Annotated in this window: 20 protein-coding genes; 13 read left to right on the forward strand and 7 right to left on the reverse strand. The window is 65.9% G+C overall.

All coding sequences use genetic code 11. From position 1 onward, the window contains the following. Positions 1–69 precede the first annotated feature (69 nt). Positions 70–816, forward strand: a complete 747-nt coding sequence (locus tag ACYVKR_RS04100; protein ID WP_460479520.1) for a basic amino acid ABC transporter substrate-binding protein — start codon at positions 70–72, stop codon at positions 814–816. Between the two features lie 218 nt (positions 817–1,034). After that, positions 1,035–1,811, forward strand: a complete 777-nt coding sequence (locus tag ACYVKR_RS04105) for an amino acid ABC transporter permease (RefSeq protein ID WP_460479521.1) — start codon at positions 1,035–1,037, stop codon at positions 1,809–1,811. A gap of 67 nt (positions 1,812–1,878) precedes the next feature. On the opposite strand, the gene ACYVKR_RS04110 is transcribed toward ACYVKR_RS04105, so the two are convergent. Further along, positions 1,879–3,396: a P-loop NTPase family protein gene (locus ACYVKR_RS04110; RefSeq protein WP_460479522.1), complete on the reverse strand. Its 1,518-nt coding sequence runs from the start codon at positions 3,394–3,396 to the stop codon at positions 1,879–1,881. Positions 3,397–3,474: 78 nt separating this feature from the next. Between ACYVKR_RS04110 and ACYVKR_RS04115 the strand changes: the two genes are divergently transcribed. The 7 genes from ACYVKR_RS04115 (at position 3,475) to rng (ending at position 9,913) form a co-directional block, all read left to right on the forward strand. Next, positions 3,475–4,194, forward strand: coding sequence for a YebC/PmpR family DNA-binding transcriptional regulator (locus ACYVKR_RS04115; RefSeq protein ID WP_460479523.1), 720 nt, complete (start codon positions 3,475–3,477; stop codon positions 4,192–4,194). Beyond that, on the forward strand, positions 4,191–5,474 hold the full coding sequence (gene purD / locus ACYVKR_RS04120) for a phosphoribosylamine--glycine ligase (RefSeq protein ID WP_460479524.1): 1,284 nt from the start codon (positions 4,191–4,193) through the stop codon (positions 5,472–5,474). The genes ACYVKR_RS04115 and purD overlap by 4 nt, the downstream gene beginning before the upstream one ends. Continuing rightward, entirely contained in the window at positions 5,474–6,433 is a 960-nt protein-coding gene (gene hemF / locus ACYVKR_RS04125; RefSeq protein WP_460479525.1) for an oxygen-dependent coproporphyrinogen-III oxidase, read from the forward strand. Before purD ends, hemF begins: the two co-directional genes overlap by 1 nt. Before the next feature lie 45 nt (positions 6,434–6,478). Continuing rightward, entirely contained in the window at positions 6,479–7,204 is a 726-nt protein-coding gene (rsfS, locus tag ACYVKR_RS04130; protein WP_460479526.1) for an RsfS/YbeB/iojap family protein, read from the forward strand. Between the two features lie 12 nt (positions 7,205–7,216). Further along, entirely contained in the window at positions 7,217–7,684 is a 468-nt protein-coding gene (gene rlmH / locus ACYVKR_RS04135) for a 23S rRNA (pseudouridine(1915)-N(3))-methyltransferase RlmH (RefSeq protein WP_460479527.1), read from the forward strand. Positions 7,685–7,734: 50 nt separating this feature from the next. Further along, positions 7,735–8,361, forward strand: a complete 627-nt coding sequence (locus ACYVKR_RS04140; RefSeq protein ID WP_460479528.1) for a Maf family protein — start codon at positions 7,735–7,737, stop codon at positions 8,359–8,361. A 64-nt stretch (positions 8,362–8,425) separates the two neighbouring features. Continuing rightward, on the forward strand, positions 8,426–9,913 hold the full coding sequence (rng, locus tag ACYVKR_RS04145) for an Rne/Rng family ribonuclease (RefSeq protein WP_460479529.1): 1,488 nt from the start codon (positions 8,426–8,428) through the stop codon (positions 9,911–9,913). 186 nt (positions 9,914–10,099) lie between these two features. Here the strand turns inward: rng and ACYVKR_RS04150 are convergent, their stop codons facing one another. From ACYVKR_RS04150 to ACYVKR_RS04175, 6 genes are all read right to left on the reverse strand, one after another. Then, on the reverse strand, positions 10,100–11,062 hold the full coding sequence (locus ACYVKR_RS04150) for a SphA family protein (RefSeq protein ID WP_460479530.1): 963 nt from the start codon (positions 11,060–11,062) through the stop codon (positions 10,100–10,102). A gap of 108 nt (positions 11,063–11,170) precedes the next feature. Beyond that, entirely contained in the window at positions 11,171–12,241 is a 1,071-nt protein-coding gene (locus tag ACYVKR_RS04155; RefSeq protein ID WP_460479531.1) for an alpha/beta hydrolase family protein, read from the reverse strand. Further along, positions 12,238–13,899: a bifunctional 3-(3-hydroxy-phenyl)propionate/3-hydroxycinnamic acid hydroxylase MhpA gene (mhpA, locus tag ACYVKR_RS04160; protein WP_460479532.1), complete on the reverse strand. Its 1,662-nt coding sequence runs from the start codon at positions 13,897–13,899 to the stop codon at positions 12,238–12,240. Before mhpA ends, ACYVKR_RS04155 begins: the two co-directional genes overlap by 4 nt. A 45-nt stretch (positions 13,900–13,944) precedes the next feature. Further along, a complete protein-coding gene (locus ACYVKR_RS04165; protein ID WP_460479533.1) occupies positions 13,945–15,009 on the reverse strand; it encodes a maleylacetate reductase in 1,065 nt (354 codons plus the stop codon). A gap of 13 nt (positions 15,010–15,022) precedes the next feature. After that, positions 15,023–15,325 carry a Dabb family protein gene (locus ACYVKR_RS04170; RefSeq protein WP_460479534.1) on the reverse strand — a complete coding sequence of 101 codons (303 nt, stop codon included), beginning with the start codon at positions 15,323–15,325 and terminating at the stop codon, positions 15,023–15,025. Next, entirely contained in the window at positions 15,322–16,212 is an 891-nt protein-coding gene (locus tag ACYVKR_RS04175; protein ID WP_460479535.1) for an intradiol ring-cleavage dioxygenase, read from the reverse strand. Before ACYVKR_RS04175 ends, ACYVKR_RS04170 begins: the two co-directional genes overlap by 4 nt. Before the next feature lie 121 nt (positions 16,213–16,333). Here ACYVKR_RS04175 and ACYVKR_RS04180 point away from each other — a divergent pair, with 121 nt between their 5' ends. The 4 genes from ACYVKR_RS04180 to ACYVKR_RS04195 all read left to right on the forward strand — a co-directional run bounded on the left by ACYVKR_RS04180 (position 16,334) and on the right by ACYVKR_RS04195 (position 20,632). Then, positions 16,334–17,248, forward strand: coding sequence for a LysR family transcriptional regulator (locus tag ACYVKR_RS04180; RefSeq protein ID WP_460479536.1), 915 nt, complete (start codon positions 16,334–16,336; stop codon positions 17,246–17,248). Between the two features lie 554 nt (positions 17,249–17,802). Further along, the gene (locus tag ACYVKR_RS04185; RefSeq protein WP_460479537.1) at positions 17,803–18,282 is read left to right on the forward strand and encodes a bacteriohemerythrin; all 480 of its coding nucleotides are present in this window, start codon (positions 17,803–17,805) and stop codon (positions 18,280–18,282) included. Between the two features lie 39 nt (positions 18,283–18,321). Beyond that, a complete protein-coding gene (locus ACYVKR_RS04190; RefSeq protein WP_460479538.1) occupies positions 18,322–19,638 on the forward strand; it encodes a Rieske 2Fe-2S domain-containing protein in 1,317 nt (438 codons plus the stop codon). Positions 19,639–19,642: 4 nt separating this feature from the next. Beyond that, positions 19,643–20,632 carry a substrate-binding domain-containing protein gene (locus tag ACYVKR_RS04195; RefSeq protein WP_460479539.1) on the forward strand — a complete coding sequence of 330 codons (990 nt, stop codon included), beginning with the start codon at positions 19,643–19,645 and terminating at the stop codon, positions 20,630–20,632. Positions 20,633–20,655 lie beyond the last annotated feature (23 nt).

The raw sequence follows: 20,655 nt of genomic DNA on the forward strand, positions 1-20,655 counted from the left end.
GGGCCGGCCCTCTTTATAATCTGCGGCTCTGTTTTGCATCGTCACGGCTCTGTCATGAAGAAAATCGGTATGGTTCTAGCTGCGTCCATCGCGGCTGCATTCGCGCTGTCCTCGGGCGCGCAGGCCCAGGGGCGCGAGCTGGTCGTGGCGTCGAGTGCGACCTACACGCCCTTCGCCTTCGAGAACAAGGACAAGCAGATCGTCGGCTTCGACATCGACATCGTCAACGCGATCGCCAAGCAGCAGAGCCTGAAGCTGCGCATCGTGAACACGCCGTTCACCAGCATCTTCGCGTCGCTGAACAACGGCGACGTGGACTTCGTGATCTCGGGCGTGACCATCAACGACAAGCGCAAGCAGAGCTTCGATTTCTCGGCGCCGTACTTCGACGCGCGCCAGCTGATCGCCGTGCCCAAGAGCAGCGCGGTCAAGTCGCTCAAGGACCTGGCGGACAAGAAGGTCTCGGTGGTCAGCGGCTCCACCGCGGACGACGTGATGAGCCGGCTGGTGGGCAAGACCAGCACCAGCATCCGCCGCTTCGAGAGCACGCCGCTCATCATCTCCGAGCTGGCCTCCGGCGGCGTGGACGCGGCCATCGGCGACAACGGCGTGATCGCCTACCGCGTGTCGCAGAACGCCAGCCTCAGGACGGTGGAGGACCCGGAGTTCCCCAAGGAGCATTTCGGCATCGTGGTGCGCAAGGGCGACAAGGCGCTGCTGGACAAGATCAACGCCGGCCTGGCCGCCATCCGCGCCGATGGCAGCTACAACGTGATCTACAAGAAGTGGTTCAACCAGGACTACAAGCCTCAATAAAACAGGCCCCCACGCTCCCCACTGCGTGTGGTCGCTGCCCCCCAAGGGGGCGTTTTTATCTTGGGGCGGCCCGGCGATAAAAAGTGAGCTGCCCGCGCTTGCTGCAAAATGATTTCAAATGGTTTTCATATTGAAATTAAGGCAGATCAAGCGCCAGCAGCTCTTGTTTGAATAGCACCCCAGGGCCGCAGCGCGGCCCTTGCTTTTGGAAGGAAGACATGGACAACAGCAATCCGGTGGAATGGTTCGGGTGGTTCCGCCCCGACATCCTGGTGGAGTACAAGCAGCTCTTCTGGCAGGGTGCGATGGTCACCGTGGGCATGACCATAGCCTGCGTGCTGATGGGCTGCTTCCTGGGCCTGCTGCTGGCGCTGGCACGGCTGGCCGATGCACGCCACCAGCCCTGGCGCGCGGTGTGCAAATACCTGCTGCGCTGGCCGTCGACGGCGTATGTGAGCTTCTTCCGCGGCACGCCGCTGTTCGTGCAGATCCTGCTGATGCACTTCGCGGTGATGCCGCTGTTCATCCACCCGGTGAACGGCCTGCTCATCAGCGGCGACCTGGCGCGCACGCTCAAGCAGGACCACGGCGCGCTGATCTCGGGCGTGGTGGCGCTCACGCTGAACTCGGCCGCCTACATCTCGGAGGTGTTCCGCGCCGGCATCCAGTCGATCGCGCGCGGCCAGGTGCAGGCCGGCCTGTCGCTGGGCATGACGCACGGGCAGATGATGCGCTACGTGGTCATCCCGCAGGCCTTCCGGCGCATGCTGCCGCCGCTGGGCAACAACATGATCTCGCTGCTCAAGGACACCTCGCTGGTCTCGGCCATCGGCCTGGCCGAGATGGCCTATGCCGCGCGCACCGTGGCCGGCGCCTACGGCCGCTACTGGGAGCCGTATCTGTTCATCGCCGCGCTGTACTGGCTGATGACCTTTGCGCTCACCGTGGGCCTGCGCCAGCTGGAGACCCACCTGGCGCGCACCGATAGAACCTGATCGCTGCCGGCGTGGAAAAAAAACGGGGTGCCAAGGCACCCCGTTTGCTTTGGGTTCTGAGCCGCGATCAGCGCTTGCCGCCGAAGATCCCGCCCAGCACGCCGCGCAGGATCTGCTTGCCCAGGTTGGTGCCGATGGTGCGGGCCGACGACTTGACCACCGTCTGCACGATGCCGTCGCGCTTGCCGCCGCGCGGGCCGGTGCTGCCGAACAGCACCTCGTTCACCGTGTTCATCAGCTCGCTGCCCTGGCCGCCTTCCTGTCCGGCCGCAGGGGCATTGCCGCCGCCGGCCGGTGCCTGGCCTGCCGCGCCAGCGCGGCCCTTGAGGATCTCGTAGGCCGATTCGCGGTCCACCGCCTTCTCGTACACGCCGGCCACCAGCGACTTCTGCAGCAGCTGCTGGCGCTGCTCGGGCGTGATCGGGCCGATCTGGCTGCCGGGCGGGATCACGAACACCCGCTCGGTGACGCCGGGGCGGCCCTTCTCGTCGAGCAGGCTCACCAGCGCCTCGCCCACGGCCAGCTCGGTGATCGCGGTCTCGATGTCGAGCCCGGGGTTGGCGCGCATGGTGGTGGCCGTGGCCTTCACCGCCTTCTGGTCGCGTGGGGTGAAGGCGCGCAGCGCATGCTGCACGCGGTTGCCGAGCTGGGCGAGCACGGTGTCGGGCACGTCCAGCGGGTTTTGCGTGGCGAAGTACACGCCGACGCCCTTGGAGCGCACCAGGCGCACGACCAGCTCGATGCGCTCGAGCAGCACCTTGGGCGCGTCGTTGAACAGCAGGTGGGCCTCGTCGAAAAAGAACACCAGCTTGGGCTTGTCGGGGTCGCCGATCTCCGGCAGCTTCTCGTACAGGTCCGACAGCATCCACAGCAGGAAGGTCGAGTACAGGCGCGGCGCCTGCATCAGCTTGTCGGCTGCCAGGATGTTGACCACGCCCTGGTTGCCCACGGTCTGCATCAGGTCGTCGATGTTCAGCATCGGCTCGCCGAAGAACTGGTCGCCGCCCTGCTGCTCGATCTGCATCAGCCCGCGCTGGATCGCGCCGACGCTGGCCGCGCTGATGTTGCCGTACTCGGTGGTGAACTGCTTGGCGCTGTCGCCCACATGCTGCAGCATCGCGCGCAGGTCCTTCAGGTCGAGCAGCAGCAGGCCGTTGTCGTCGGCGATCTTGAAGACCAGGTTCAGCACGCCGGTCTGGGTCTCGTTCAGGTCGAGCATGCGCGCCAGCAGCAGCGGCCCCATGTCGGACACGGTGGCGCGCACCGGATGGCCCTGCGCGCCGAACACGTCCCACAGCGTGGTAGGGCAGGCCAGCGGCGGCTGCGGCTCGATGCCGCGCTCGGCCAGCGTGGCGGCCAGCTTGGGGCTCACGCTGCCGGCCTGGCTGATGCCGGTGAGGTCGCCCTTGATGTCGGCCATGAACACCGGCACGCCGATGCGCGAGAAGCCCTCGGCCAGGGTCTGCAGCGTGATCGTCTTGCCGGTGCCGGTGGCGCCGGTGATCAGGCCGTGGCGGTTGGCCAGGGCGGGCAGCAAATGGCACTCGGTGGCGCCATGTTTCGCAACCAGGATGGGATCAGCCATAGGGGTGTTTCCTCGCAAGCGTGGGCTGTCAAAAGTAAAATCGACCATTGATCGACAAACGATACCAAAGGAATTCCTGTGGCAGGACACAGCAAGTGGGCCAACATCCAGCACCGCAAGGGGCGCCAGGATGACAAACGCGGCCGTATCTGGACCCGTATTATTCGGGAAATCATGGTCGCCGCGCGCCAGGGCGGCGCCGACCTGAGCGCCAACCCCCGCCTGCGCCTGGCCGTGGACAAGGCCAAGGCCGCCAACATGCCGGCCGACAACATCAAGCGCAACATCGACAAGGCCACCGGCAACCTCGAAGGGGTATCGTACGAGGAGATCCGCTACGAGGGCTACGGCATCGCCGGTGCGGCCATCATTGTTGACACCATGACGGACAACCACGTGCGTACCGTGGCCGATGTGCGCCACGCCTTCAACAAGTATGGCGGCAACATGGGCACCGAAGGCTCGGTGGCCTTCCAGTTCAAGCACTGCGGGCAGCTGGTGTTCGCGCCGGGCGCGGACGAGGACAAGGTGATGGAAGTGGCGCTGGAAGCCGGCGCCGAGGACGTGATCGCCGACGAGGACGGCGCGATCGAGGTGCTGACCGCGCCCGGCGACTTCGAAGCCGTCAAGAACGCCCTGGAGGCCGCAGGCTTCCAGCCCGAGATCGCCGAAGTCACGATGCGTGCCGAGAACACCATCGAGCTGGACGAGGAGAGCGCCGCCAAGATGCAGAAGCTCCTGGACGTGCTCGAGGATCTGGACGATGTACAAGAGGTTTACCACAACGCAGCGCTATGAAGGTTCTTGTTATTGGCGGCGGCGGCCGTGAACACGCATTGGCCTGGAAACTGGCCCAGTCCCCCAAGGTGCAGAAGGTCTACGTGGCCCCGGGCAACGCCGGCACCGCGCTCGACAAGACGCTGGAGAACCTGCCCATCACCGATGTGCAGGAACTGCGCGCCTGGGCGCAGCAGGAAGGCATACAGCTGACCGTCGTCGGCCCCGAGGCGCCGCTGGCGGCCGGCGTGGTCGACGAGTTCCGCAACCACGGCCTGCGCATCTTCGGCCCCACCAAGGCCGCCGCGCAGCTCGAAAGCTCCAAGGCCTTCTCGAAGGACTTCATGGCGCGCCACGGCATTCCGACGGCGTTCTACGAGACCTTCACCGATCCGGTCCAGGCCCACGCCTACGTGGACCGGCTGGGCGCGCCCATCGTCATCAAGGCCGATGGCCTGGCGGCCGGCAAGGGCGTGGTGGTGGCCACCAGCCTGCAGGAGGCCCACGATGCCGTGGACTTCATGCTGGTGGACAACAAGTACGGCGTGTCGCACAACGAAGGCGGCGCGCGCGTGGTGATCGAGGAATTCCTCGAAGGCGAGGAGGCCAGCTTCATCGTCATCTGCGACGGCCAGAACGTGGTGGCCATGGCCACCAGCCAGGACCACAAGCGCCTGCTGGACGGCGACGCCGGCCCCAACACCGGCGGCATGGGCGCGTACTCGCCCGCGCCGGTGGTTACGGCCGACGTGCATGCCCGCGCCATGCGCGAGGTGATCATGCCCACGGTGCGCGGCATGGAGAAGGACGGCATCCCCTACACCGGCTTCCTCTACGCGGGCCTGATGATCGACAAGAGCGGCCATCCAAAGACGCTGGAGTTCAACTGCCGCATGGGCGATCCCGAGACGCAGCCGATCATGATGCGTCTCAAGAGCGACCTGGTGGACGTGCTGGGCGCGGCCGTGGACGGCAAGCTCGACCAGATCGAGCTGCTGTGGGACCGCCGCACCGCGCTGGGCGTGGTGATGGCCGCGCACGGCTACCCCGAGAGCCCGCGCAAGGGTGATCCGGTCACCGGCCTGCCGGCCGATGCCGAGGACGCCATGGTCTTCCACGCCGGCACGGTGATGAAGGATGACGTGCCGGTCACCAGCGGCGGCCGCGTGCTGTGCGTGACGGCGCTGGCCGACAGCGTCAAGCAAGCGCAGCAGCGCGCCTACGCCGTGGCCAGCCGCGTGCATTTCGATGGCGCGCAGTACCGCCACGATATCGGCCACCGCGCGGTGAAGCACAGCTGATGGCGGCGACCGACCCGCAAGCCGGCGGGGTGATCGCCGGCGACCGCGTGCAGGCGGCGTCGCGCTACCTGCAGGGGCTGCAGCAGCGCATCGCCGATGCCGTCGAAGCCGTGGAAGGCGAGGGCGGCGCATGCTTTCTGAGCGATGCCTGGCGCAAGGAGCCGGGCGAGAAGCTGCAGGGGCAGGGCATCACCAAGATCCTCGAAGGCGGGCGCGTGTTCGAGCGCGCGGGCTGCGGCTTCTCGCATGTGCGCGGGCCGCAGCTGCCGCCGTCGGCCACGCAGCACCGGCCCGAGCTGGCGGGTGCGCCGTTCGAGGCCATGGGCGTGTCGCTGGTCTTCCACCCGCGCAACCCCCACGTGCCCACGGTGCACATGAACGTCCGCATGATCGCGGCCGGCCACGCGGGGCAGGTACCGACCTGCTGGTTCGGCGGCGGCATGGACCTGACGCCGTTCTACCCGGTGGAAGAGGACGCGCAGCACTTCCACCGCAGTTGCCGCGATGCGCTGGCGCCGTTCGGCGACGGGCTGTACCCGCGCTTCAAGACCTGGTGCGACGAGTATTTCTACCTCAAGCACCGCGACGAGCAGCGCGGCATCGGCGGCATCTTCTTCGACGACTTCGCCGAGCTGGGCCATGAGCAAAGCTTCGCGATGCTGCAATCGGTGGGCGATGCCTTCCTGTCGGCCTACCTGCCCATCGTGGAGCGCCGCCAGGACACGGCCTACGGCGAGCGCGAGCGCGCCTTCCAGCTCTACCGGCGCGGGCGCTACGTGGAGTTCAACCTGGTGTGGGACCGCGGGACGCACTTCGGCCTGCAGTCGGGCGGGCGCACCGAATCCATCCTGCTGTCGATGCCGCCGCTGGCGAGCTGGAGCTACCAGCGCCAGGACCCGGAAGGCTCGCCCGAGGACGAGCTGCTGCGCCGCTATCTGGTGCGCCGCGAGTGGTTGTAGGCATGCAAACCTATAATCGCCCCATCTACTAACCATCACTGACTGATGAGCACCACCAAGAAATCCGAATCCGCGGCCAAAAAGGACGTCACCAAGCTGCAGCGCGCCATAGTCGACGGGCTGGAAGATGTGAAGGCGCAAGACATCCAGGTCTTCAACACCGAGCATCTGTCGCCCCTGTTCGAGCGCGTGATCGTGGCCTCGGGCACGTCCAACCGCCAGACCAAGGCCCTCGCCGGCAGCGTGAAGGATGCGGTCAAGGAGGCCGGCTTCGACAAGCCCCGCGTCGAAGGCGAGGACAACGGCGAGTGGATCATCGTGGACTGCGGTCCGGTGGTGGCGCACATCATGCAGCCGGTGATCCGCCAGTATTACCGCCTGGAAGAGATCTGGGGCGAGATGCCGGTGCGCGTCAAGCTCGGCAGCGCCAAGCCCCGGCTGCGCTCGTCCGAGGACGCCGAGGCCGAGCCCAAAAAGAAGCCCGTGGCACGCAAGCGCGCTGCCGAGCCAGAGGCCGCGCCCAAGGCTGCTCCCAAAAAGAGAGCTGCTGGCGCTGGCAAGGCAAGCGCTGGAGCCGTAAAAGCCTCCAAACCCGCCGCCAAGAAGACCACCGGCAAGGCCCCGGCCAAGTCGGCCGTGAAGTCGACCTCCAAGCCGGCCTCGAAAAAGCCTGCCAGCAAGGCCGTGGTGAAGACCGTGGTCGTCAACAAGCCCGCGGCCAAGAAGGCGCCCGCCAAGAAGGCCCCGGCGCGCAAGACGGCCGCCAAGTAAGCCTGCCTGCCGGTGAAGATACTGATCGTTGCGGTCGGCCAGCGCGTACCCGATTGGGCGCAGACGGCCTATGACGACTACGCCAAGCGCTTTCCGCACGAGATCAAGGTCGAGCTCAAGGCCGTCAAGACCGAGCCGCGCGGCTCCAAGACGCTGGAGACCTTGTACGCCGCCGAGCGCGAGCGCATCGAGGCCGCCATCCCCAAGGGCACGCGGATCGTGGTGCTGGACGAGCGCGGCACCAGCCTGACCACCAAGGCGCTGGCGCAGCGGCTCAAGGACTGGCAACTCGGCGGTGACGACGTGGCGCTGGTGATCGGCGGGCCCGACGGCATCGAGCCCGCATTCCGCCAGTCTGCGCATGAGCGCATCCGCCTGTCCGATCTGACGCTGCCGCATGCCATGGTGCGCGTGCTGTTGATCGAGCAGCTGTACCGGGCCTGGTCGGTCAACGCCGGCCATCCCTACCACCGCGAATAGCAGCAGCTATCAAGTTTGATAGCTGCTGGCGCTTGCTGCATAAGCGCAAAATGCCAAAAATACCCCAAACTTTTCTCTACCTGGCGTCGCAGTCGCCGCGCCGCAGCCAGCTGCTCGAGCAGATGGGCATCGCCCACCGCCTGCTGGTGGCGCAGGAGGACGACCCCGAGCCGCAGGACCCCGAGGCGCTGGAAGCCGCGCTGGCCGGCGAATCCGCGACCCGCTATGTGCAGCGGGTGACTGGCCTCAAGCTCGACGCCGCCGTGGCCCGCCTGCAGCGGCGCGGGCTCGATGCTGCGCCCATCCTGTGCTCCGATACCACGGTGGCGCTGGGCCGGCACATCCTCGGCAAACCCGAATCGCCCGCGCAGGCGCACGAGATGCTGGCCCGGCTCAGCGGCCATACGCACCGCGTGCTGACGGCCGTGGCGCTGCAGGCCGGGGGCAAGCGCCTGTCGGCGCTGTCGGTATCGCAGGTGCAGTTCGCGGCCATGAGCGAGGCGCAAATCGCCGCCTACGTGGCCACCGGCGAGCCCATGGGCAAGGCGGGCGCCTATGGCATCCAGGGCCGGGCCGCAGCCTATGTGGAGCGGCTCGCGGGTAGCTACTCGGGCATCATGGGTTTGCCCATGTTCGAGACCGCGAACCTGTTGCGCGCGGCCGGCTTCGCGATTTGAATTTGGCCTAGGGTTCACCCGAGCCCGCTACACTCGACGGCAGTTCACAAAAAACGGGAATGCCGTGCACAACGATATCTTGATCAACTGGTCGCCGCAGGAGACGCGGGTGGCCGTCATCGAAGCCGGGGCGGTGCAGGAGCTGCACCACGAGCGCACGCTGGAGCGTGGCCTGGTCGGCAACATCTACCTGGGCAAGGTATCGCGCGTGCTGCCGGGCATGCAGTCCGCCTTCATCGACATCGGCCTGGAGCGCGCGGCCTTCCTGCACGTGGCCGATGTGTGGCAGCGCCAGGAGAACGGCGAGGCGCCGATGTTCGCACGCAAGAATGAGGCGCCCGTGCCCATCGAGCGCCAGGTGTTCGAGGGCCAGTCGATCATGGTGCAGGTCATCAAGGACCCGATAGGCACCAAGGGCGCGCGCCTGTCCACACAGATCAGCGTGGCCGGGCGCCTGCTGGTCTTCCTGCCGCAGGACGACCACGTGGGCGTGTCGCAGAAGATCCCGCAGGAAGAGCGCGACGAGCTGCGCGGCCGCCTGCAGGCGCTGGTGGGCACCAAGGAGACCGGCGGCTGCGGGGGCTTCATCCTGCGCACCAATGGCGAGGACTCCAGCGACGACGAACTCTCTGAAGACATCGCCTACCTGCGCAAGGTGTGGAAGCGTATTCGCGAGTCCTCGCTCAAGCTGCCGCCGCGTACGCTGCTGCACCAGGACCTGAACCTGATGCAGCGCGTGCTGCGCGACATGGTGAGCGACGAAACCACGTCGATCCGCATCGACTCGCGCGAGCAGTTCGAGCAACTGCTGCACTTCGGCCAGGAGTTCATGCCGGCTGCTGTGCCCAAGCTGCAGCACTACAAGGGCGAGCGGCCCATCTTCGACCTCTACGCGGTGGACGAGGAGATCGCCCGCGCGTTGGGGCGGCGGGTGGACCTGAAATCGGGCGGCTACCTGATCGTCGACCAGACCGAGGCCCTGACCACGGTGGACGTGAACACCGGCGGCTACGTGGGCGCGCGCAACTTCGACGAGACCATCTTCAAGACCAACCTTGAGGCCGCGCACGCGATTGCGCGCCAGCTGCGGCTGCGCAACCTGGGCGGCATCATCATCGTCGACTTCATCGACATGCTGCGCGAGGACCACCAGGCCTCGGTGCTGCAGGAGCTGCGCAAGCAGCTGGAGCGCGACCGGGTCAAGACCATGTGCGGCGGCTTCTCGCAGCTGGGCCTTGTGGAGATGACGCGCAAGCGCACGCGCGAATCGCTGGCCCACATGCTGTGCACGCCGTGCCCGCTGTGCCATGGCGTGGGGCAGGTCAAGACCGTGCGCACCGTGTGCTACGACATCCTGCGCGAGATCCTGCGCGAGGCGCGGCAGTTCAACCCCAAAGAGTTTCGCGTGGTGGCCTGCTCCAAGGTGGTGGAGATGTTCCTCGACGAGGAAAGCCAGCACTTGGCCGGGCTGTCGGACTTCATCGGCAAGCCGATTTCGCTGCAGGCGGACAATGCGCTGGGGCAGGATTTGTACGATATCGTGCTTCTCTGATGCCCATGGAGGTTCTGGGCGCCTTGGTGCATCGCTGGCGCCAAGCATGGGTCGATCCGCCTGGGCGCCGCGTGCAATGCCACTGCTGCAGCCATAGCGTTGGGGCGGGCTCGAACAGGCGGTCTTCCATGGGCACGAAGCATGGACGCTTCGTGCCAACTGCTGCGGAAACGGCGGCAGCGATTCCTAGAACACCCAGGATGCCCGGATCGCCGCCTGCGTGCCCTGGGCACGATTGCGTGCCCCGAATTCCTTGTAGACATGCATGTACACCAGGGGCAGGTGGTGCTTGGGGCCGAAGAAGCCAATGGCAGGCCCCAATGCATTGACGCGGGCCCGATTGCCGTCGACAACGCTCGGGCCTTTGTCGTCAGTGATCTGGCGGTAGACATAGCCAGCCATGCCGATGGTCCAATCGCCTACGTGCTGTCCCACGCCGAAGTCCTGCTGGAACTCCATACCCGAGCGGTAGTCGGTGGCGGTGTTGCGGGTATTGAAATTCACCTGGGTGCTCCCCGAAAACTCCAGTCCGCCGGCCGTGAGGTAGGTGAACTGGAAGTTGGGCTGGATGGTCCAGTGGTTGGTGCCCACGTTGAATGCGCGATGTTTGTCGTAAGCGCCTGTGGGCAGTTGCACCATCAGCCCCGCATTGGTGAACAAGCCGTCGGCGGGCTTCCACTGGATGACCACGGGGTACAACTGTACGTCCCCTACGCCGCGATTGCTCCCTGATTGCTGGAGCGTTCCGTCTGGTGTCGGGATGCGCAAGCCCAGCGAGCCGTTCAGTACAACCGGAACTACCACACCATAGGCATATTTGCCGCCGAGCAAATCCTTGTCTGTCATTTTCAAACCTGCGAGGACGAGCAGGTCAGCCTTGAGGTCTGGTTTGACTGGGCTGATGTTGCCAGCACTGTCGCGCAATTGGGTCGCACGGGTGCTGACCACGCGAATGGCGGCGGCGCCGACATCGCTCGCTGGTGGAAGCATGCCGGCACCGAAGTCGTAAACACCTGGTGGCGTAATGATGCCGCCATTCTCGACGGCATGAGAGGGGCCCGCCTGCAATGCTGCGAGCAACAAGCCCGCAGCGCTTGGCCACAGGCGTGCCGTTGAATTGGTTTGGTGTGTGGGGTGAAGGCTTGGCATGGTTGTCTCCTTGGAAAATTTTTTGAGCAAGGCTCCGCCGTGCTCCCTCTTGAACGGGGAGCGTCGGTCGGTTGGTTGGAATGCGGCTGCTTGGAGGGTCAGCCGTATTTAGCTGTCACCGAGCCGCTGAGCGAACCAGTCCGCCACGAAAGCGGTGCGCTCGGCGGCATGGTTGTAGAGCGTGTGCTCGCCGTCTTCCCAGACGCGCAGGGTGACATCCGAGCTGTCCGCTCCGTCCAGAAAGGGCTGAAGATCCTCTGGCTTGACCAGCGGGTCGGCACCTCCATGCAACACCAGCAGCGGGCAGGCGATGCGGTCGCGCTCGGGGCGGAAGCTCATGCGCCCGAAGTTCTGGCTGATGGCGGCTTCGTCGTCGGTGTTGAGCATCGCGCCAGCCTGCTCGGCAAAGGTGCGGAAGGGCAGCAGTGTGGGTGCTGCCAAACCACCATTCACACAGCAGGCGCGGATGCGAGGATCGGCGGCGGCTGTGCGGGCCGACCAGAGCCCACCCACGCTGTTGCCCCAGATGCCGGGCGCCCCCAGCGAAGCATCGTTCACGATGAAGCTGATGAACTGGCTGTAGGCAGCTTCCATATCCACGTCGACGAAGATGCCCTGGCGCATGCGTGTCTCGCCCTGGCCGGGCCCTTCGGCCAGCAGCGTGGCCAAGCCTCGCCTGGCCAGCGCGCGGGCGATTGGCAGGTAGGCCGTGCCCCAGCCACTCTGCCCACCAAACACCAGCACCGTGCCGCGGGCTTGCGCCGCCTGGGGGCGCACCAGCCAACCCACCAGGTGGCCTTGGCCAAACGGTACTTCGACGCGTGCCATGCGGCCCTCGGACCAGTCGCATAGCTGCCGTGCTGCCGTGACCAACCGATCGTAGAGCGCGCGCTTGCGCGGGTTGTCATGGTTGAAGGCCATCTGCGCAAACAGCAGGTCGGCGAGTGCCGCCGACTGGGCTTCTATCGCCGTCACGCGATTGCCGACATCCGCGGCCTGGGCAGCGCGACTCAACTGTGCCTGTGCCAAGGCCTCGGCTACTTGGTCCCAGTCCTCGCCGGCGCTGGTGCGCCGGAAAAGCGCCTGGGCATCGGCGAAGTCCATGCCGCAGTCGAGCAGGCGGGTCATCGGCATGGCGCGCTGGAAGGCCAGCGTGGCGGAAGAGGTCGTGCCGCTCATACCGTTTCCACCATGGATGCCTGGTCCGCGTGCTGGCCATAGCTCCAGTGCAGCTTCAGGCGCAGGTCATCGACCAGGGCGGGCAGATCGCCCATGTGCTGCACCGAACCGAAGATCGCAAAGTCCGGACGGCCGATATAGGCCTGAAGGCCGTGCTCGGCCATGAAGCCGGATATCTCTCCATCCAGTTCGATCACGGCGCCAGGTACCTGTTCGTCCTGAGACAGCACCACGGTGCGGCAGCCGAGTTGCGCGAGAAAAGCCTGCTGCCCGGGGCTTAGCAACGGCATTGGGTCTTCTTTTGCCACCAGCAGAAAGCCATGGCCCACCACATCGTCCAGCCGACCCTCGATGCCGCCACGCCGCACCAGTGCCTGCGGCCCAGGGATGCCGGTGGAAGGCAGCAGGCTGCCATCGGCCTCGAGGTGTACCACGCCGGTCTCCACCTTAGGGAAGGGCGGCATTGGCGGCATGGTGCGGGTGCGGAAAGCCTCGTCGCGCGCCGCGGCCTTCTGCGGGTCTTCCTCGTTGGTGACCTGGCCGAGGAACAGCGACATCTCCATGATCTTCTGGGCATGCGGGCGGCGCTCCGCCTCGTAGCTGTCCAGCAGGGCGGGCGATGCGCGGCCGCTGAGCACCAGGTCCAGCTTCCAGGCCAGGTTGATGCCGTCGCGCATGCCGGAGCAGGCGCCCTGGCCCATGTAGGGCATCATGGCGTGGGCGGCGTCTCCGCCCAGCAGCACATTGCCTTCGCGCCAGCGCTCGGCCATGCGGGTCTGGAAGGTGTAGACCACGTTGCGCAGGAACTTGAAGTCCTGCGGGCCGACACCGTACTTTTCCTGCAGCCACTGCCAGCCCTTGGCCGGGTCTTCCCATTCCTCGTTGGTTTCTCCATCCAGCAGGCGCACCTCGAAGCGCGTGCGGTTGTCGCCGATGGGCATGTACATGTGGCCGCGTGCCGGGTCGCAAAAGATGGTCAGCAGCTTGAAGCGTTCAGCGGCGTCCGAGAGGTTTTCCGAGTCCAGGTTCAGCCAGCGGTGCTTGTGACCGTAGTCGTTGCGCTCGATGCCCAGGCTGCGGCGCACAAAGCTGTTGGCACCGTCGGCACCAATCACGTAGCGGGTTTTGAAGGACAGTGGTGGCTCGGCCCATTGGCTTTCGGATGCGCCGGTCTTGCGGGTGTTGGTGCGCTGGATGGCGACCGAGACCTCGTCGCCATGTTGCTTGAGGAACACTGCCTCCCAGCCGCGCAGCAACTCAACATTGGGCAGCGAGGCAACGCGGGCGTGGATGGCGTCCTCGATGTCGGGCTGGTAGATGGAGTTGTGCGCGGTGTAGCCGCACTGCTTGCCTTTCCACTCCAGCTCCAGCAGCAACTCGCCCTCGGCATTCTTGTAGTGGTAGGTGTGCAGCGGCAGCGAATCGCGCATGGCCTGGTCCACGTCACCGCAGGCCTGGACGATGCGGGCGGTTTCGCCATCGATGTGCGTCAGCCGCGGCAGCCTGTACATGGTGGGCCAGCGCTCTACCACGATCACCTTGTATCCAGCCTGGCCGAGCTGCGATGCGGCCACCAGGCCCGTGGGGCCATAGCCGATGATGGCCACGTCGTAGTCACCGGAAAGTGTGGGCTGGGAATGGTCTTGCGGGGTGGTCATGGTTTTGTCTCCTTTTGAAATTGCTCTGTTCTGCGGTGGTCGAACTCAAGCCGGGCGCTTGCCGTCAAACGCTGCCTGCAGCACGGCGCGCACGGCCGCGCGGTCTACCGGCCGCGGATTCCAGTACGGCCGCTCGGTGGCGATGGATGCAGCGTGGTCAAGGTCTGCCTCCACCATGCCCAGGGCGCGCAGCGAGGTCGGCGCGCCGTTGTCGTGGGCCAGATCCCAGATGCCGGCCGCTGCGCTACCCGGCGTGCCCAGGGCTTCGGCCATGCGGCGCATGGCATCCTCGGCGTGGCGGGCGTTGAAGTCCAGCACGTAGGGCAGCACAACGGTGTGGGTCTGCGCATGCGGCAGATTGAAGCTGCCGCCCAGCGTGTGGCACAGCTTGTGGTGCAGCGCCATGCCGCCATGGGCCAGTACCGTGCCGCACAGCCATGCTCCATACAGGGCCGAGCCTCGTGCCTCGATGTCCGGTGGGTTGGCACGGATGCCTGGCAGCCCGGCCGCGAGCGCCCGGATGCCCTCCTGGGCCATCAGGCGCGTGATCGGTTTGGCGTTGGCTGCATAGAGACCCTCGGCCGCATGCGCGATGGCGTTGATGCCGCTGGTCACCGACATGTCGGCGGGCAGCGTGAGCGTGAGTTCAGGGTCGTAGATGACGGTGCGGGGCAAGACCCGGGTATCGGTGCCAGTGCGCTTCTCGCCGTCCTGCGTGATGCCGTAGATGGGTGTCATCTCGCTGCCGGCGTAGGTGGTCGGCACGGCGAGGATCGGCAGACCGCTGTCCAGCGCGATGGCCTTGCCCAGGCCGATGGTGGAACCCCCGCCCAGGGCAATGGCACAGTCGGCATCGCGCTCACGTGCCACTTCGCGGGCCTCGCGGGCGGTCTCCAGGGGCACATGCATCGCCGCACGGTCGAAGACGCCGGCCGAGCGTGCGCCCAGGCGCTGGGCGATGGCTTCGGCACCTTGCCGCTGTTCGGGGGTGGACAGCACCAGGGCGCGTCGTGCGCCCAAGGCGTCCAGTTCGGTCTCGAGTTGCTGCAGGGCACCGGCGCCGAATACGACGCGGCTGGGAAGTGCTTGGTAGACAAAGGATTGCGGCATGGAAGTTCCGATCTCAGTGACGCTGGTAATCAACCTGGTGGCGCGTGGTGCGCAGCGTGCCCAGTTCCTGGCGCACGCGTAGGTGCTCGGGGTGGGTGGCATAGCCATCCAGTGCCTGCTGCGACTCGAAGTCCGCCACTAGCACCACGTCGCAGGCATAGTCCACGGCGCTGTGGTCGAAACCAACCTCGATGTGCCGCAGGCCGGGAATGCGCCCGTGCAAACCCTCGAAGGCTTGCTTGACACGCTCCCGTGCCTGCCTTTGCTGCTGCGGTGAATCACCCGCGAGGCGCCACATGACGACGTGCCGGATCACGCCTGTACCTTGCCGTGGGACTTGGGGTTGAGCACGAAGTCGTACTGCAGCGTGTAGAAAGGCACGTCGGAGCATGTGCCGTCCGGCGCGGTGCCGGGCTCATGGCGAACCCAGTCGGCCACCAGTGTCGAGCGCACGCCGAACACGGCGTCCGAGTCGAGGTAGGTGCCTCCGTCGCGGAAGACATGGGTGATCAGCCGTTCGTGGCCGGGTGCCACGATCATGAAATGCAGGTGTGCAGGCCGCCATGGATGCCGCCCCAGCGCATCCAGCATGTGGCCGACCGGGCCATCGTGCGGAATGGGATAGGGCACGGCCAGGATGGAGCGGAAGTGGAAACGTCCTTCGGCGTCGGTGCGCAGGCGCGCCCGTGCGCGGTGCTCGTGTTCGCCCGATGCGCCGGGGATCTGCACGTCGTAGTGCCCATCCTCGTCCGACTGCCAGACGTCCATGAGCGCGCCAGCCACGGGCTGGCCATCGAGTCCGCGCACCTGGCCACTCACATAGCAAGGTTCACCGCGAGCGCCATTGCTGATATCCGACCCCAGCGGCAGCTCGGGTGCTCCTTCGACAAAGAAGGGGCCGAACACGGTGGATTCGGTGCAGGCTGGCGGCTTGGCGTTGTTCTGGGCCGTCACGAGCGTGGACAGCCCCAGGGTATCCGACAGCAGGATGAATTCCTGGCGCTTGTCGTCGGTGATGTGGCCCACGGCGGTCAGGAAGCTGATCGCCTGCTCCCATTCCGCCTCGGTCAACTGAACCTCGCGGGCGAAGGAGTGCAGATGCTGCACCAGGCTGGTCATGATCGTCAGCAGCCGGGGGTTCTTGCAGTCGACCATCGCGGCGATCACGGCCTGGGTGATGGTGTCTTCATTGATGTTGCGCATGTCGTTGTCTCCTGGTGCGAAGGCTTCAGGCTTGGAATGACTGCATGATGCTCCCTCAAAAGTGGAAGAAAAATACCTAGAATAGAAATCTTATTTCCACCTACTGGAAAAATAATCCAACATGGATCGCTGGACACAAATCGAACTGTTCGTGCAGGTTGCGGAACTGGGCAGCCTCTCCAAGGCCGCGGAAAAGCTGGGGCTGTCCAATGCGGCGGCCAGCCGTTATCTGAGCGGCCTGGAAGAGCGCCTGGGTGCCCGGCTGGTGGAGCGCACGACGCGCCGACTGTGGCTGACGGATGCAGGGCGCAGCTATCACCAGCGCTGCACCGCGATGCTGGCCGAGATGAGGGAGGCCGAGGCCGAGGTCAATTCGGCGACCTCCAGCCCGAGCGGGGTGCTGCGAATAACGAGCTCCGTCTCATTCGCCATGATCCATCTCGCGCCTGCGCTGCCGGAGTTCAGGCAGCGCTACCCCAAACTGACCGTCCAGATCACCGCAGCGAACCGGTATCCCGGCTTTATCGAGGCGGGCATTGATGTCGCCATCCGCACGCGCGAGCATGAGGGGGATTCGGGCATCACCGTGCGTCGCCTGGCGCAGATGCGGCGCGTGCTGGCGGCATCGCCCGCCTACCTAGCCGGGCAGGGCCGGCCCAGGGAGCCGCAGGATCTTGCTGCGCATCAGATGCTGGTCTACAACCTGGCGAACGATCCGTATGTGCTTCACCTCCACCGCCGGGGGAAAAGCAGCGCAATAGACATCGCGCCGACGCTGGACGCCAACGAAGGACAGGTGATACGGGCGGCCGCGCTGGCCGGGCTGGGCATCCTGATCCAGCCCCAGTACATCATCCACGACGACATCGTCGCGGGCCGGCTGATCCCGGTTCTGCCCGAATGGGAGTTGCCGCCGTTGACCATCAACATCGCCTACCAGAGCCGCCACCACCAGCCGGCCAAGATCAAGGTCTTCATCGAGTTCATGGTCGAGCGCTTTGCAAAGCTCGACCTCGAAAGAAAGTGGGCGTCATAGACCACCGGGAACGGTACACGTTCGCAGGCAGCCAACGTGCTGCGCCAGGCGTTTGATGGTGCCGATGCCCGCGGTTTTCAGATCACGCAATCACCTGGCATCGCTGGGCGCCATTCCACCCGGGCTGGTCCGCAGCGGATGGGCGTGCGGCCGAGCTGAAGCCTTCTCGGCGGCACAGATCCGCCACGCTCATGCCTGCGTCAACCGGCATGACGCATCCGATGATCTGCCCCTCTGCATTTGGCCGCCGACACGGCGCGGCACCTGACTCTCGCCCTGCGCAGGCGGGGCAATCCCTCACCACTCCATTACCCCGTGCGAAGTCCGTTCTTGGCACTTGCGGCCAGTCTGCGGAGGCCGCAAGAAGCTGGCCCCGATCTGTCGGGACCACGTTCGTGTATGCCCAGGCGCACGCGGGTGCGCACCTCCGATTCAGTGCTCTTAAATAATTAGCCGACAAACTATTTTAGGGAAATCCCCCAGGAAAAGGCATTGCAGGGAGGGATTCGCATCACTAAAATTATTAGGTGACTAATAAAAATGACTGCTTGACAATGACTGCCTATCCCATAAAGACATTCACCGAATCGCTGGCACCGGTCTGGTCGGATTCGCTGCTGCTCGGGCATGCGGCGATCGACGAGGAGCACGGACGCCTGGCCGAATTGATCGATCGCATGCAGCGCGCCGGTGTGCCCGACATGGTGCCGGCGCTGGAGGCAGTGCTCCGGCACGCGGCGGCGCACTTCGCGGCCGAGAACGAGTTGATGCTGGCGACGGGCTTTCCGCCGCGCGACTGCCACATCCGGGAGCACGAGGCGGTGCTGGCCTCGCTCAGGGGCGTGCGCAAGCGCCTGGAGCACGGCGAAGTCGATGTCGCGCGGCGGCTGGCGGGCGAGCTGGCCGCCTGGTTCCCGGCCCATGTCCAGCATCTCGATTCGGCGCTGTCCCATTGGCTTTGCAAGCTGCAGCATGGCGCGAAGCCGCTGGTGCTGCGCAGGAGCCGCCAACCCGCGGCCGCCTTGGCCGGCTAGTCCCATTCCCTGGAATCAACCCTTACAGAGAACACCACGATGACCCACGAAGAAAACGAGCTGCTTTGCCGCGTCGAAGGCGACGCACCGATGGGACGCCTGATGCGCCGCCACTGGACGCCCATCTGCCTGCAGGAAGAAGTGAGCGAGCCGGACGGCACCCCCGTGAAGGCCCGGGCATTCGGCGAAGACCTGGTAGTCTTCCGCGACAGCGAAGGCCGGGTCGGCGTGATGGATGAGCACTGCCCCCACCGCGGCGCATCGCTGGTGTATGGCCGAAACGAGGAGGGCGGGCTGCGCTGCCTCTACCACGGCTGGAAGATGGACGTCGACGGCAACGTGCTGGAGATGGCCTCCGAGCCGGCGGCGAGCGGTATGGCCGACAAGGTCAAGCACACCGCGTACCCGGCCACGGAGTGGGCCGGACTGGTGTGGGCCTACCTGGGGCCGAAGGAGACGATGCAGCCCTTCCAGCCGCCGCCCTGGGCCCCGACGGCGGACACGCGCGTGAGCATCGCCAAGGTGCTGCTGCCCTGCAACTGGGCGCAGATCCTTGAGGGCGCCATCGACTCGGCGCACAGCTCCAGCCTCCACTCCTCCGACATGGTGCCGGCGCGCGTGGACGGCGCCAAGGCCACCGACAAGACCTGGCTGCGCCCCTCCACCGACAAGGCCCCGCGCATGCAGGTCCAGCGCACGGGCTACGGCTTTCGCTATGCCGCGCTGCGCCGCCCGATCACGAATGCGGCAGAGAACGACTATGTGCGCTCGACGGTCTTCGTGGCCCCGGCGACGGCGCTGATCCCGCCAAACAACCTCTACAACGTCGCCAACATCAACGTGCCAATGGACGACACGAACACGGCGTTCTACTTCATCGCCTGGGGGCACCCGTCGCAGACGCCGGAGACCGAGACCTGGCGCAAGTTCCTGCGCCAGACGGTGGGCGTCGACCTGGACCAGGACTACCGCCCGCTGCGCACGGAGGCGAACCGGTTCTGGCAGGACCGCCAGGCGATGAAGGCGGGTAACTTCACCGGTATCACCGGCTTCCCCAACCAGGATGTGGCGATGTGGCTGACCATGGGCGCCATTGCCGACCGCTCCCACGACCGCCTGGGGGCCAGCGACCTGGCCATCGTGGAGTTCCGCAAGCAGATGCTCGAAGCCGTCCAGGCCTTCGAGCAGGGTGCCGCTGCCATCGGCACCGGCGCCGAGGCGGCCACGCCGGCTGTCTGCTCCTTCCAGGCCATTGTTCCCAAGACGACCGACTGGCGCCTGCACGAGGCGCGCCATGTCTGGCTGGACGGACAGGACCGTCCCGAGTTCGAACCCTCCTATTCCGTGAAAGCCTGACCCCATGAGCAAGCTCCAACTCTCCATCGCCATGGGCGACTACGACCGCACCCGCGCCCTGTTTGATGGCCGCGTGCAGATCGACGGCGTCGATCCGGTGTACATGCTGCTCAATCCCGAGGAGATGTTCTTCCGGGCCATGCGCAGCGTCGATTTCGACATCACCGAGCTTTCGTTCTCCAGCTACCTCGTCAAGCACTCGCGGGGCGAGTGCCCCTACATCGCACTGCCGGTCTTTCTGTCGCGGGCTTTCCGGCATACGTCCATCTATGTGCGCAAGGACCGCATCCGAACGCCTGCCGATCTGAAGGGCAAGCGGATCGGGCTGCCCGAGTACCAGCTCACCGCCAACGTCTGGGCGCGCGCCATCCTGCAGGACGATTTTGGCGTCCGCCCCTCCGACGTGACCTGGGTGCGCGGCGGTATCGAGACCCCGGGCCGGCCCGAGAAGGTCAAGCTGCAGCTACCGGACGACATCCGGATCGAGCAGGCCCCCGAAGGTGCGACGATCTCGCAGATGCTCGACCGCGGCGAGATCGATGGTTTCATGGCGCCGCGCCCGCCGAGCAGGGCCGCGCTGGCGAACCCGGACATCGGCTGGCTGTTCGATGACCCGACGGCGGTGGCCAAGGACTACTACCGGCGCACGGGCGTGTTCCCGATCATGCATGTGGCGGCCATCCGAAAGGAACTCGCCGCCAAGCACCCCTGGCTACCTGCCGCACTCGTCAAGGCCTTCACCCAGTCCAAGGCCGCCGCGCTGGAGTTGCTCTCGGACACGTCGGCCACCAAGGTCACGCTGCCCTTTGTCGAGGAGCAGTTGCAGGCAGCGCGCGAGGCAATGGGGGAGGACTTCTGGTCCTACGGCGTGGCGCCAGCCAGCAAGACGCTGGAGACCTTCGTGCGGAGCCACCACGAGCAAGGCCTGTCGTCCAGGCTCGTCCCCATCAGCGAGCTGTTCCATCCGGCGACCTACGAAAACTACAGCATCTGAGCCGGTGCAAAACAAGAACGGAG

It is taken from the genome of Comamonas humi, from assembly GCF_054782535.1.